Origin of the sequence: Acinetobacter sp. ME22, from assembly GCF_022012315.1 — a bacterium.
In the GTDB taxonomy this organism is placed as follows: Bacteria; Pseudomonadota; Gammaproteobacteria; order Pseudomonadales; family Moraxellaceae; genus Acinetobacter; species Acinetobacter brisouii_A.
The window spans coordinates 79,787-93,367 of record NZ_JAKLTL010000007.1; the positions used below are offsets into that span (position 1 = coordinate 79,787).

At 39.5% G+C, this 13,581-nt stretch carries 14 protein-coding genes; 4 read left to right on the plus strand and 10 right to left on the minus strand.

Annotated features, from left to right (window positions below):
* Nucleotides 1-14 precede the first annotated feature (14 nt).
* The 3 genes from LVY74_RS11200 to LVY74_RS11210 form a co-directional block, all read right to left on the minus strand.
* Nucleotides 15-551: a GTP-binding protein gene (locus LVY74_RS11200; protein WP_237815125.1), complete on the minus strand. Its 537-nt coding sequence runs from the start codon at nt 549-551 to the stop codon at nt 15-17.
* A 3-nt stretch (nt 552-554) separates the two neighbouring features.
* Entirely contained in the window at nt 555-1,598 is a 1,044-nt protein-coding gene (locus LVY74_RS11205) for a hypothetical protein (RefSeq protein WP_237815126.1), read from the minus strand.
* Nucleotides 1,599-1,696: 98 nt separating this feature from the next.
* Nucleotides 1,697-2,056, minus strand: coding sequence for a roadblock/LC7 domain-containing protein (locus LVY74_RS11210; RefSeq protein WP_237815127.1), 360 nt, complete (start codon nt 2,054-2,056; stop codon nt 1,697-1,699).
* Nucleotides 2,057-3,601: 1,545 nt separating this feature from the next.
* On the opposite strand from LVY74_RS11210, the gene LVY74_RS11215 reads away from it, so the two are divergent.
* Entirely contained in the window at nt 3,602-3,853 is a 252-nt protein-coding gene (locus tag LVY74_RS11215; RefSeq protein WP_237815128.1) for a helix-turn-helix domain-containing protein, read from the plus strand.
* A 45-nt stretch (nt 3,854-3,898) separates the two neighbouring features.
* Here LVY74_RS11215 and LVY74_RS11220 read toward each other — a convergent pair whose 3' ends face one another.
* Entirely contained in the window at nt 3,899-4,240 is a 342-nt protein-coding gene (locus LVY74_RS11220) for a carboxymuconolactone decarboxylase family protein (protein ID WP_237815129.1), read from the minus strand.
* Nucleotides 4,241-4,255: 15 nt separating this feature from the next.
* Entirely contained in the window at nt 4,256-4,651 is a 396-nt protein-coding gene (locus LVY74_RS11225; protein ID WP_237815130.1) for a rhodanese-like domain-containing protein, read from the minus strand.
* Nucleotides 4,652-5,016: 365 nt separating this feature from the next.
* Between LVY74_RS11225 and LVY74_RS11230 the strand changes: the two genes are divergently transcribed.
* Nucleotides 5,017-5,808 (plus strand): carbon-nitrogen hydrolase family protein, encoded by a 792-nt coding sequence (locus LVY74_RS11230; protein WP_237815131.1) that lies wholly within the window; start codon nt 5,017-5,019, stop codon nt 5,806-5,808.
* A 47-nt stretch (nt 5,809-5,855) separates the two neighbouring features.
* Nucleotides 5,856-7,286: an APC family permease gene (locus LVY74_RS11235; protein WP_237815132.1), complete on the plus strand. Its 1,431-nt coding sequence runs from the start codon at nt 5,856-5,858 to the stop codon at nt 7,284-7,286.
* Nucleotides 7,287-7,349: 63 nt separating this feature from the next.
* Here the strand turns inward: LVY74_RS11235 and LVY74_RS11240 are convergent, their stop codons facing one another.
* From LVY74_RS11240 to LVY74_RS11250, 3 genes are read right to left on the minus strand one after another with little or no spacing between them, the layout of a single operon-like run.
* Nucleotides 7,350-8,390: an HlyD family secretion protein gene (locus tag LVY74_RS11240; protein ID WP_237815133.1), complete on the minus strand. Its 1,041-nt coding sequence runs from the start codon at nt 8,388-8,390 to the stop codon at nt 7,350-7,352.
* 27 nt (nt 8,391-8,417) lie between these two features.
* Nucleotides 8,418-9,977, minus strand: coding sequence for an MFS transporter (locus LVY74_RS11245; RefSeq protein ID WP_237815134.1), 1,560 nt, complete (start codon nt 9,975-9,977; stop codon nt 8,418-8,420).
* Nucleotides 9,978-11,477, minus strand: a complete 1,500-nt coding sequence (locus LVY74_RS11250; RefSeq protein ID WP_237815135.1) for an efflux transporter outer membrane subunit — start codon at nt 11,475-11,477, stop codon at nt 9,978-9,980. It abuts the gene before it with no gap.
* 150 nt (nt 11,478-11,627) lie between these two features.
* Between LVY74_RS11250 and LVY74_RS11255 the strand changes: the two genes are divergently transcribed.
* The gene (locus tag LVY74_RS11255) at nt 11,628-12,242 is read left to right on the plus strand and encodes a TetR/AcrR family transcriptional regulator (RefSeq protein WP_237815136.1); all 615 of its coding nucleotides are present in this window, start codon (nt 11,628-11,630) and stop codon (nt 12,240-12,242) included.
* Between the two features lie 120 nt (nt 12,243-12,362).
* Here the strand turns inward: LVY74_RS11255 and LVY74_RS11260 are convergent, their stop codons facing one another.
* Together LVY74_RS11260 and LVY74_RS11265 are read right to left on the minus strand one after the other, a co-directional pair.
* A complete protein-coding gene (locus LVY74_RS11260; RefSeq protein WP_237815137.1) occupies nt 12,363-13,091 on the minus strand; it encodes an SDR family oxidoreductase in 729 nt (242 codons plus the stop codon).
* A gap of 11 nt (nt 13,092-13,102) precedes the next feature.
* Nucleotides 13,103-13,552, minus strand: a complete 450-nt coding sequence (locus LVY74_RS11265) for a GlcG/HbpS family heme-binding protein (RefSeq protein WP_237815138.1) — start codon at nt 13,550-13,552, stop codon at nt 13,103-13,105.
* Nucleotides 13,553-13,581 lie beyond the last annotated feature (29 nt).

Below are 13,581 nucleotides of genomic sequence, written 5' to 3' on the forward strand. Positions count from 1 at the left end.
CCTTTTTTGATGAATTAAGACACTAAATTGACCTCAGCATTAGCAATAATCGATTCTACAAGTAATAAAATATCCTCTTTTTCGCGTGCATCAACAAAAAATAATGGATTAATGAATTGGTGCTCTTTCAGCCAGTCTCGATAAATATAAGTTGGCTTGTCTTTTTCTTCATCGACATGAGTAATTCCAATGACGATATTTTGACCGAGTTTCTGAAATACAGATAAATAATGGTCAAGTTCTTCGATTGAATTTTCCAGACTATGATCAATTAATAAAATAATGCCTAAAGAATTATCACAGATAATTGACCACATAAAATCAAAGCGAGACTGACCGGGCGTACCATACAAGCCAACTTTTACATCTTGATCAATGGTAATTTCACCATAATCAATACCAACAGTTGTGAGCATTTTTTGATGTGAAGATACATCGGTATTAAATGCTTCGGTGGATAAAACGGGAATTTCAGAGATAGATTGAATTGCTTCAGTTTTACCAGCTCCCATATTCCCTGCAAAAACAATTTTATATTTTTGAAGGATCATAATTTATAGTCCAAAGTATTTTCTTAATTTTCCAAAGATTTTTTTAATACCAGTATCTTCTTCAGCGATATCCTGCGAACGAGTGAGTAAAGTTTCCTGTGGTTTTTGATAACCACAATCTGCCGCTGTAATAAAACGTCCGTTATTTGCAGCCATACAGGCAGCAATAAAACGACGAATCGTTGCTTCAGGAATATGTAATTGTTCATGAACTAGATGTAAGTCAGCACCTTGAATAAAACATGCTGATAATCTTAAAGCATCTTTACGCTCAGCTTTATGCCAAGGCTGTGGCCAAAAATCAATTTTATAGCAGCCTGTTAGCGGAGCTAGATCAATACATTCAGGTGAGCGCCAAAACAAATTCCAAAGCCAGTCATTTAGGTTGTATTGTTTTTTGCGGGAAACTTTTGTAAGTTCAGTGGTTTTCGCAAAGTGATAATTAAAAGATTTATTGGTTTGTTCATCCTCACGTTCAGGATCAAGCCATGCAAATTTATGTCCAACATCAGCGATGGCAAGTGTCCCATGATCATCATAAACATGGATTTTACCTACACCATATTGATAAAGATGTTGTAGGTGAGCAAGGTTAAAAGCATGTGGAGCAGGTTCGACATGCTCAACATAATCAGAGAACAAGTCTTTTGCAGCATTAATTTGTGTATTAAAAACTGCTTCAGGAATAGCTTGACCCTCTGGTATAGATACAAAATTTAAGACGTATTTTTGCATCCATGTTTTTAATTCTTCAGATTGATGACAGGGAGTATATAGGGTGTTTTCAATAAACTGCCCCTCATAATGATCATCCTTTGCAATCTTTAGATAGGCCATGTCTTTTTTATCTAATAATCTTTTAATTCCATCAAAATCTAAAAAATTAGAATTGACGATTAAAAGATGAATATTAGAATCGGCAATATTCGTCCATTTGATTGGAAATGCTTCTGGGATAATCTCACGTAACATGAGTTTTAAATCATTTGTGAGTTTTAGCCCAATCCCAGAAATGACGATATGAATACTATTTTTTTCTTTTATCATAGGACTCTCATATCTGTACTTATTTTCCATAAACTATGATCTGGTATTATTCTATTTATATTGGATAAATAGAATAATACTGCCAGATAAAACAAATTTTATGAAAAATCTAAATCCTTTTCAAAACTTTTAAGCTCATGGCGTGCCATTGCAAGATTTGATTTACCACGGTCTAAAACCAAATAAATAAATAGGTTTGGGTTTTTGTCCAGTGGGCGGATGAGGTGATACTGCTTACCGAGAGTAATTAGAATATCCTCAATAAAATCATTGAGATTGAGTGCTTTCGCAATGCGTCGTTTAGAGCGAACTACTTCGGTATTTCCTGCTGCTGCCAGTTCTAAATCAATATCTCCACCGCCTAGAGTTGATAATGCCAAACCACTTTCACTATCGACCAATGCTGCTGCATGGAAACCATCAATTTCACCGAGTGCTTCTAATGATACTTTAGCCATATTTATTGTCTCTATACTATTATAATTGAAGATTTTATTTTCGTAGACTCATTTTCCATTGGATCTACTACTTAATACCTATAATAGGAAATTTTAAGAAAAAGAAAATAGATTTTTTCTGATAAAAAAGCGCATTTACATAAATACAACATGGTTGTTTTTCCTTACTTTTTATAATCTTAGTGAAATATATTTTTAATATTGAGTGTTTGTTAAAGTTAAATATATGATTTTTATCATATGAAAGATGACGATGCATTTTTGAATTTTAATTTTAAAAAGTGAATTTTATTATTGTGAAGAAAATATACATTATTTTACTAATTAATAATTATTATCATTATGTAGTTGGATTTAATTTAATCTATTGATTTTGAAATGATAAGCATATGATTACGTGTAATAGATCATCACATGCTATAGGTGTAATTACTTTGTGTATATAGTCATTGATGCTTCTTTTTCATTTGAGTTTTGAATTGTTTCTAAATATTGACTCAGACGAGGGCAGCTCAATTTTTTATAAAAGGATCAATGATCGATCTTACAGTTCAGGTGGGCTTGCAACGATAAGGGATGAAGCAAAATTCGCATGGAGCAGATGAGAAAAATACTTTATCTCGAATTCACCTTGTTCAGGGTTTTACAATTGGTTATTAAATAATCAATGCTATTGGAGCAATTCACCAAGGTCAATGATTTGCTAGAGAGTTTATTTGGTTGCAAGATAAGTTCTGATGTGTTTCATTTTTGGATGAATCGATTTCTGATTCCAGAACTCTCAGCCAATCGCATGATCATCATGGGCAAGATGACATTTCATCAATGACACGTAAAAATACCTATTCATCCAGCATAGGCATCAAATCCTCTAGCTTCCCTCTTATAGTCCTGATCTCATCCGATTAAAAACATTGACATGGGTTAAATGCAAACGTAAAGAATGGTTGATTGATTTTATTGATCAACTTCTTCAAATATTGTTTCATCTTTGTATCAGAAATTAAGCAGATTGACTATATCACCTCATTAGACCCTGTGGTGTTTCAAATGTTTCATGCTGTTTAAATTAATTGTATTTTTGAAATAAAAATGAAACTTAAAATCAAATAATAGATTAATGTTTTTTATTTAAATAATTGATAATTAATGATTAAAAATAAATTTAACGAGCTGGCATCAAATTTGCGTTATCTATTGTAAGAAATTCAATGAACGATCAGTGGTAGATATGATTCAAGGTGAATTTTGACATTCAATGACAGATCTATTTTTCTTACAGGGAGATGCATATTTAATGTCTTTTATAATGATTCAAAAAACTTTTACTTATTAGGTTTAAATAAAAATGAATACTTATAAATGAAGCTTATTGTTTAGGTGTTTTTGTCGTCTAAATAAAAGTGTTGATTGTATATTTTTAATAGAACAATTGGTTTATCTATTAATTAATTTTAAGTGATATAAAAATAAAAATGATGGCTTTCTTTTAAATGATCATTTTTATTTTTATATAGAATTTAATATTTAGAATAGGGGTGTTTTATGTTGTCAGTAATACCACAAAGTCATATTCATTATCCAAAGGTAAATGTAGTCAATATTCAACCTGAAGATATTGTTTTTGCACGTAAGCGTTGCAAAATATCGCAAAATGAATTGGCAAATATTTTGGGTATATCGGTGAGAACATTAGAGAGTTGGGAGCGGGGGCATCGGAAACCATCGAAAGCAGCGCAGTCTTTGCTCAGATTGTTTATTCGAGCGCCAAATGTATTGGTCAATTACTTAACATGAAGCAAAAAAAACAAATCACCGATAAGGTGATTTGTTTTGGTTTATTTATTGATTTTCCGTAAATTCTTCAAAGGCTTCGATGGCATTTGCGGCATACATGAGAGAAGGACCACCGCCCATATACACCACAACAGACAGAACTTCGTTGAGTTCTTCTAAAGTCATGCCCATTTTGACAAGGCTGCGGGTATGAAAACCAATGCATCCATCACAACGGTTGGCAACGCCAATGGCTAGCGCGATTAATTCTTTGGTTTTTGCATCAATAACACCTTCTTTCATGCTGCTTTGTGCTAAAGCATTGAAATTTTTCATGGTTTCAGGTGAATTTTGACGAATTGTTTTGATGTTATTTGAAATATTATGCGTGAGTTCTGTGTATTTCATGAGTATTTCCAAATATTATTGAACCATAGGGAAATTGGCATCTTGCCAAGCTTGCATACCACCTGCCACAGAAAAAACTTTTGGAAAACCCATATTTTGTAGAGAAACGGCGGCAAGCGCTGAGCGTCCACCCGAACGACAAATCAGGTAAATTTCATGTTCAGCCAAAGCGTCTAAAGCCAGTAAAGTATCGCAGTGCTGTAACACAGCAGGGTGTTGATGAATTCGCATTTCTAAAACCCCGCGTGGCATATTCACTGAATGGTCAATATAACCTGCCTGATATTCATCAGGTTCACGAATATCAATCAAAATAATATGTGGATTGCTGGCTTTTGATTTTAAATCTTCAATTGAAACTTCATTGATTTGAGATTTTGCATCATTTACTAATTGTGTTGAGGTTTTCATTTGGTCTCCAGTTTAAATATTGTTGATGAATATTTAAACTAAATTATAGTGCTAAATATAATGCTGTCAAAGTTATTTTTAATCTGTTTTTTAGGATTTTATTAATGTGAATTATTCTTAATTTCATCTGTATTTATCTTGGGTTAAATTAAAAATATTTGAATGTGGTGTTGATTGAAGGAATAGTGGATTTTTAAATATTAGGCTTCTTTCATAAGTTATTTTTATTTCTCCCTATGTGGAAAATATAAATAGGGAATGGTTTAAGTATTCTATTTTAAGCGTATCAAATTATTTATAAATAGGGCTGGGTGGAATAAAATTTGCTTGAATGAAATCAGATAGATAACTTTGGGTCGCTGAAGATGAAGATAGCCATGCTACAAGCTGCCAGCATTCCGCTTAATTATGCTGAAAATTTGCACCAACTTGATCAGGCGATGCAGCAAGCAAGAACTCAAGGTGCAGATTTACTCATTACCCCAGAAATGTTTTTGTCGGGCTATGTGTTAAAAGAACAAACGCAGTATATGGCAGAAATGTTGCCTCTAGTGAAAGTGCAACAACTTGCGAAAGCGCATCAATTGGCGTTGATTTTGGGAGCGCCACGAGAAACTGAACAGGGCATTTTTAACAGCACCTATTTTATTGGCGATCAAGGTGAGTTGTTGAATGTGTATGATAAGACGCATTTATTTGGAGATGTTGATCGTCAGCAGTTTATCGCAGGGCAAACGCCTGTGGTCATAACGACTTATCACAATATCAAAATCGCCATGCTCATTTGTTATGACGTGGAATTTCCTGAAACGGTGCGTGCTGCCGCACAAGCGGGCGCACATCTGGTTGCAGTCGCGACTGCGCAGATGCAGCCTTTTAGTTTTGTAAATAAACATTTAATTGCAACGCGTGCTTGGGAAAACCAAGTCTATGTGGCGTATGTCAATCAGATTGGGCATGAACAACCCTTTGAATATGTGGGTTTAACGACTTTAGCTGCACCAAATGGTGAGGTGATCGCTCAGGCTTCCGAAACTCAGGCAACGCTGTTATTTGCTCAAATTTCAGCAGAACAGGTACAAAAAGCACAGCAAAATAACCCATATTTGCATGATTTACGTCAGGACTTGTTTATGGACTTAGCCAAATTAGCATGATTTTTGCAACATCCTCTTTATGATTGCCAATCGCAAGAGGATGAAACATGGAAACACAAGTGATTGCACCTGCCATGGCGCAAACTGAGTCCAGAAATAAATTACAAGGTTCTTTAGGTGTCGGCAGTATTGTCTTTATGGTGATTGCGGCTGCCGCACCATTAACGGTTGTTGGGGGCAATGTGCCCCTAGCAATTGGTGTTGGAAATGGTGTGGGGGCACCCTTTGGCTTTTTAATTGCTTCAATTGTGCTACTCATTTTTGCAGTGGGTTTTGTCAATATGACGCCCTATGTCAAAGAGGCTGGAGCATTTTATTCTTATGTAAATCTCGGGCTTGGCGATCGTTTAGGTATGGGGGCAGCTTATACGGCATTAATTACTTATACCACTATTCAGGCTGGGGTCTATGGTTACATGGGCTGGGCTATCAATGATCTGGTTGTGCACTATGGTGGGGCTGCACATCCGTGGTGGATGTATTCATTTTTAAGCGTCATCGTGGTGGCTTTTTTAGGTTACCGCCATATTGAGCTGAGTTCTAAAATTTTGGGTGTTGCCCTTATTTTAGAAATTGGCATTGTCTTGTTGATGAATGTCTCGATTATTTCGCATGGTGGTGCAGAAGGGATTAGCTTACAGTCTTTTGAGCCAAGTACTGCATTTTCGCCAGGTTTGGGTTTGGCGATTTTATTTGCTTTGACAGGATTTATTGGCTTTGAATCTACTGCCATTTTCCGTGATGAATCGGTACAACCTGAAAAAACTATTCCTAAAGCGACTTATTTGGCAGTGATTATTATTGGGGTGTTTTATACCTTATCTGCATGGGCAATGGTGGTGGGAGCTGGGCCTTCACATACAGTTGCGGTTGCCAATCAGACTTTGCATGGTACAGGCAACATGATTTTGGATATTGCACAGCAATATACAGGTGTGTTTACCCGTGACCTGATGCAAGTGCTGCTGATTAGTAGTTTGTTTGCTTGTGTGCTTAGTTTTCATAATGTCTTGGCACGTTATCAATACGTGTTGGCATGTAAAGGTTATATGCCAAAAAGCCTGAGCAAAGTGCATGATAAACATGGTTCACCATCAACTTCATCTTTGTTGCAAACGATCACTGCATTTGTCGTCCTTTTGATTTGCTGCTTATGTGAGCTTGATCCTTTGACCCAAGTGTTTGGTTACATGGCAGGCATTTCAACTGTCGGTATTGTGATGTTGATGCTGATGACTAGTGTGGCGGTTTATGTATTTTTCTCAAAAAATAAATCTTTAACCCAAAACAAACTGATGAAAACTCAGATCTTACCTGTGGTGGCGAGTTTGGCTTTGGCAGGATGTCTTGTCATGATCTTGATGAATTTCATGACTTTGACAGGGGGAAGTGCATTGATGAGCTTTATTTTGGCGGTTATTCCCATTTTTGCACTGATTGTCGGGGCGTTGCGTAAAGTACAAGCCCCTTTGACTTAAACGAAAATAATAAAAAAGCAGTGATTCTCTTGAGGATGGAAGAATCACTGCAAAACCAAAATCTTATGCACAACCTTTAATATGTACAGTTGGTTTAACTGACATACCCACACGTAATTTCTTCAAATCTGGCTGGTTGGCATCGAGGTGAATACGAATCGGTAAACGCTGCACGATTTTGGTAAAGTTACCCGTTGCATTATGCGGTGCAATCGCTGACATACTCGCACCACTGGCAGCACCTAGACTCGCTACAGTTCCTTTCAAATGTACATTCGGCAAGGCATCGACACGAATATCAACAGTCTGACCTTGGCAAATATGCGTCAACTGGGTTTCACGGAAATTCGCCTCAATATAAATTGAATTGAGTGGAACGATGGTGAGTAATGGTGTTCCAGTTTGAGCATAACCACCGACACGAACCACTTTCTGATCAATAAATCCTTCAATTGGCGCATTGACTTGGGTATATGACAATTTCAAGTTCAATGTATCAATGTTGGCTTGGGCAGCAGCATAGTCGGCTTTTGCTTTAGCCAAATCGGCTTGTAAAACTGGAATTTCTTGCTGTGTGGTATTTAAAGCCGCGTTGTTCTTTTCATACTGCCCTTGCTGGCTTTGGACTTGGGCTTGAGCCTGTTGCTGAGCCTGTACTGTGCCTGAACCATCGGCTGCAAGATTTGAATAACGTTGCAAGTCTTGATGTGCCAGTTTTAGATTCGACTGATCAATCTTAAGGCTGGCTTTGGCTTGTTGAATCATACTTTTCTGTTGATTAATCAAAGCATTGAGTTTTTGAATGTCTGCAGCCTTGCCTTGTAAATTGGCTTGGGCATTTTTCAGCTCAGCTTGAATGTCACGATCATCAATATGGAACAGCGCATCGCCCACATGGACAAACTGGTTATCATCAACACTGACTTTTTGAATCACACCTGAAACTTGTGGAGCAACTTCAGTCGCATCTGCCTTAATATAGGCATCATCGGTGCTTTGCTCAGTTTTGTTGGCTTCGGAGCGGTTCAGTAAGAAGTAGCAAATGACCAGCACCGCCACGACAACTGTACCGATGAGTACTTTAAAGCGTAAATCTTTATTCATGGGAAAATCCTAAAATCTATAAAACCATTAATCTGCTTTTGGAGCGGGTGGTGCTGGAACTTTGGGTGCTGGAATGTATTGCATACACAGCACAACGGGAATGAGGATGACTGCAAGGCAGGCAAGCACCCGATAAATATCTGCGGTTGCCAGTACGGCAGCTTGTTCTGAAATCTGGCTAGCCAATTGAGTCACGGCATGGTCTGGAATGTTTTGAAGTGCAGCCTGATCAATCAGATCTTCACTATGCAGTTTGGTACGATAGGAAAGGAACTGACCAATCACACCACTACCAAATACCGTTCCGAGTGCTCTTAAGGTATTTACAATCCCTGAAACAAATGGCCCTTCCATCGGCTGAACCACACTGGTGGCAAGGAACAGCATGGAGACCACGGCAAGTGGTTGACCTACTGCATGTAAAATTTCAATCGGAATAAATTCCTGAATCATCCAGTCTGAGGTGATGTAGCTGCTCATCCAGCAGGCAATTGCCATACACAACAAGCCGAGCGCAAACAGAAAGCGTGCATCTACCCATTTTTGATAGAGTAAGATAGCAACGACTGAACCGAGCACCAGTTGCGGTAAACCGACCATCACCCCAAATACAGCGAGTTGCTCAAGGCGGAAGTTATGTAAATGCATTAGGGTATTAGTCGGTAAGACCACGGCACTCGACATTAAAATCAGCAATAAAAAGAAGGCGGAAAAGCCTAAGCCTAAATTGCGGCGTTCAAGCAACTGCAATTTAATAAAAGGCGTAGGATGCCGCCATTCACTGATTAAAAACAGGAGTGTAAAAACACCACCTGCAAGCAAGCTGGCTTGAATGATGTTGGAGTTAAACCAGTCCAGACGAACACCTTGATCAAGCGCAACCACCAATAAAGCTAAACCCGGAATACCAAGTGCCATACCGAGCCAATTGCCTGTTTTTAAACGCGGTAAGACCACAGGCATTTTGGGGATGCCCCAGTTGGCAAGAATAAGTGCAGTAATCCCGATTGGAATCACATGCCAGTATGCCCAGCGCCAGTCTTGCATGTGATCTACTGACCATGTGGCAATCGCCAAAGCAATGTTTGGGGAAAAGGTCGCGGTCAGAGCGTACAGTGCCAAACCGTGTAGGCGAATGTTTGGTGGCAAGAAGCGTAGGGCTGCCATCATCAACACAGGAATTAGTGAGCCTGAACAAAACCCCTGCAAGCCACGCACAATCAACAGCAAATCTAAGCTATGGATAAACGGAATGATTGCGGCAAAGCATAAGGCAAGGGTGAGCATAATTCCGTGAAAACGACGCATGGAAAAAGTAATCGCAAACCATGTTGCAAAGGGCATAGCTGCCAGTTCACCTGCGGAATATACCGTGCTGAGCCATGAGGCATCATCACTACTAAAACCTAATGCGCCTTGTACATCGGGCAAAACTAAACCTGCAACACGGTTATTTAAACCCGCAACCATTGCTGCAAGTAAAATACCCAATAAGCCAACGGCTAAACGTGCTGTAAAAGGTGTGGGTGGTGGCGGGGCATGTTTTCCTTGCGGTGGAGCAGCGGGTGTTGGGGTTGGATCAGACATTTAAGACTTCTCCTGTAAGACTTGCGCTGACCATTGTTCTGCACCTTCGCCACCCAAAGCGCGATACAACTCCACAATCGCTAAAGCAGACGCAGTGCGATTTTGTATGATTTGCAGTTGCGTATTTAAACTTTGCTTTTGTAGAGCGATCACTTGGCTACGGTCGTAACTGCCTTGCTGGAAATTACGCAGTGCAACATGTTCAGTGGTTTGATTTTCTTTGAGTTGTTGCTGTAACAGCTTGGACTCAGTGGCTACATGTTGATAGTCAATCAAGGCATTGTCGACTTCATGCCATGCTTTCAGTACGGTTTGTTGATATTGCACGGCTGCAATTTTTTCGCGGGCTTCGTTTAAAGCCAAAGTGCTTTTTAATTGACCACCATTAAAAATTGGCAAATGCAGCGTTGGCCCAATCCCATAAGTGCGTGAACCCCAGCTATCAAATTCAGATAAAGAAAATGCCTGTTCACCCAATTGCGCACTTAAACCGATACGAGGGTAAAAGTCAGCTTTGGCTGCATGCACATGTTCTAACGCAGCGCGTAATTCAGCATCGGCTTGTAAAATATCAGGTCGATTTTTGACAAAATCGGAAGATAAACCAATTGGAATCTGGCGAGGATTGATCGGTAAAACTTGCTGACCTAAAAATTCATCGAGTTGTTGCGGTGCTTGTCCAAGCAATAGTGCAACGCTGTTTTTGAGTAGCGCAACTTGCTGTTTTTGCAGTTCAACTTGTTGCTGGGTTTGTGTGGCAAGCGTTTCCGCCTGTGCCACATCGGCACGGGTCGCTACACCATTTTTCTGTTTGTTCTGATAGATATGTACCAGTTGCTGATCGAGCTGCTGCATATTTTGCAAAGTGATCAGTTGGGTTTGAGCACTACGCAGCAATAAATAATTTTTAGCCAATTCAGCAGCTAAAGACACTTTAATTTGCTGTTCATTATAAATTTTAGCTTGAACATTGGCTTCCGCAGCATGGTTCAAATGTTTTAAATAGCCCCACAAATCCAGTTCCCAAGAGGCTTGAAGTCCCATGCTCCATAAGTTATAGCCATGATGGCTTGCACCAATTTTGGCTAAGGGAATGTTCTCACTCAATGCGCTACGACTGTAATTGGCATCGAAACTGAGCTGAGGCTGCTGAGCCGCTTTAGCCTCACCAAGTGCCGCCTGACTTTCTTGAATCCGTAGCAACGCAATTTGCACATCGAGGTTATTCTTGGCAAGTTGCTGTTCTAAGGCACTGAGTGTCGGATCATTAAACAATTGCCACCATTGCTCTGGCAGTGCTGATTCTGTTAGTTCAGGATGTTGCTTAAGCATACGCTGACGTTGCGCTGCAAATGCTGAGTCGGATTTGACCTGTATTTGAGGTTTTTCAAAAATAGACTCATGCACACATCCTGAAAGGGTTAAAACCGCCATTAACGCCGTACTGATGAAAGGGGCTTTATGAATTAACCTGCTGCTGAGTCGTTTATTCTGCTGCATCACAATGATTGCCAATTAAACTGTACCGAACGGTACTCTAGCAACAAAAAATATACAAGTCAATTTTGTTTTCTGTTATATTCACTGCAAATTTATTTGAAAACTCTGGAATACAACCAAGTTTTCTAAATGGAGTGAAATTGCTGAACCATGTCAAATTACAACGAGAAATCTTTACAGATCTTAGAAGCCGCAAGTCGTATTTTTTTAACTCATGGTTTTAGTGCAGCAACCACGGACATGATTCAAAAAGAAGCCAAGGTTTCCAAGGCAACCTTATATTTGTGCTTTCCCAACAAAGAAAGCATGTTTGCTGCGGTAATCGAGAATCGTTGTCAGGAAATGAAACGGATTGTCGGGGCGATTGATACCCGTTCGAGCGATATTCGCCAAGCATTGATTGATTTGGGAACGGCTTATTTACGCTTTATTTTGTTACCTGAAGGCTTATCTCTGTTTCGTGTGACTGTTGCAGATGCGCCACGTTTTCCACAGTTGGCACGCCAGTTTTATTTGTCAGGCCCAAAAACCATTGTACAGATTATTGCCAAACGCTTAGAGCAAGCCGTTGAAGATCAGCAAATTAACGTGCAGCAATTTGGCTATGAAACTTCAGCTTCATTATTTGTGAATATGTTGCGTGGTGAAGGGCAAATGGAATGCTTAACCCATGCGCAAGCGCAACCTTCTGATGTGCAAATCGATGCATGGGTGCATGCGGCAGTGACCACCTTTTTACTGGCATTTGGCATAGAAAAGTTTTAAAGATCTTGAATCAAAAAGCCAGTCAAAGCGTAGATTGACTGGCTTTTTTGTGTCTTGGAAGCAGATTAAACAACCATTTTCCTCGCTTTAATCATTGTTCAATTTCAAAAAATCTCTCAATTAACGTAAATCGACACCGCCATCTACCGCAATGGTTTGACCTGTAATAAAGCCATTTTGCATGAGAAATAGATAGGCAGATGCCACTTCATCAATGGTTGCTGTACGTTGCAATGGAATATTGGCGGCTTGACCTTGTTTCATCTGTTCCACTTGCTCTGCACTAAACTCACGCCATAATGGGGTTTCTGTCCATGTCGGCGATACCGCATTAACCCGTTTTTGCGGTGCAAGTTCGACTGCTAAACCTTGAACCAATGCTTTGAGGTTTTGATTGCCAATAATTGCACCCGATGCGTTATAGAGTTTGCCGCCTGAACCCGCGGTGAAAATGAAGCTACCGCCAACATTCAAATGCGCTGCGAAAGCTTGGGCAATGGCTAAATTGGCATTAAATTTTTCCGCTACGGCTTGTATGATGCTGTCATAACTGGCTTCTAAAAAGCCACCGCCCATAAAGTGACCAACCGTTGAAATGATGTGATCGTATTGTCCAAGTTCATTGGCAAGTATTGTTGCAGCACCTATTTGATAGGCATCAAACACATAACCCGCAACTGGAAGCGTGCTTTGGGCTTGAAGCTCGGTGACAACATGTTGCAGTTTTTCAGCATTACGACCTGTAATGCTGACTTGAGCTTGCTCAGCAATCGCCAGTTTTGCAACGGCTAAACCAAAACCTGATGTACCACCTAAAATTAAAACTTTTTGTTGCTTTAATGAACTCATTTTATTTTCCTTTAATCTGCTAAATCGAGTGCCAACGCTTCAAGTGCCTGTTCAGCCACTTGCTCGTCATATTGACCACCTGGACAGCCGCTTACACCAATTGCACCAATCACTTGCCCATCTTGATAAATCGGTAAGCCACCTTGTAACGGCATAATCGAATCGATCGAAAGCATGCTGCTTTGCTGTTCTTGGTTGATAAAATCTTCAAATAACTTGGATGAGTTTTGAATCATCGCGGCAGTTTTGGCTTTCCCCATTGCCACATCAATGCTGACTTTGCTTGCAGCATCGGCACGAGAAAATGCTACTAAATCACCCGACCAGTCCACAACTGCAACAGACACCTGAAATTTTAATTTTTCAGCAATCTCTAAAGCATGGTCGAGCAAGGCATGTGCCTGTGACTGAGAAACATTAAGTCGGGAGATGGCATGTAACGGTTTTTTCTGTTTTGACATTCAATTTCCAAAAGTTGTAACGCATATGT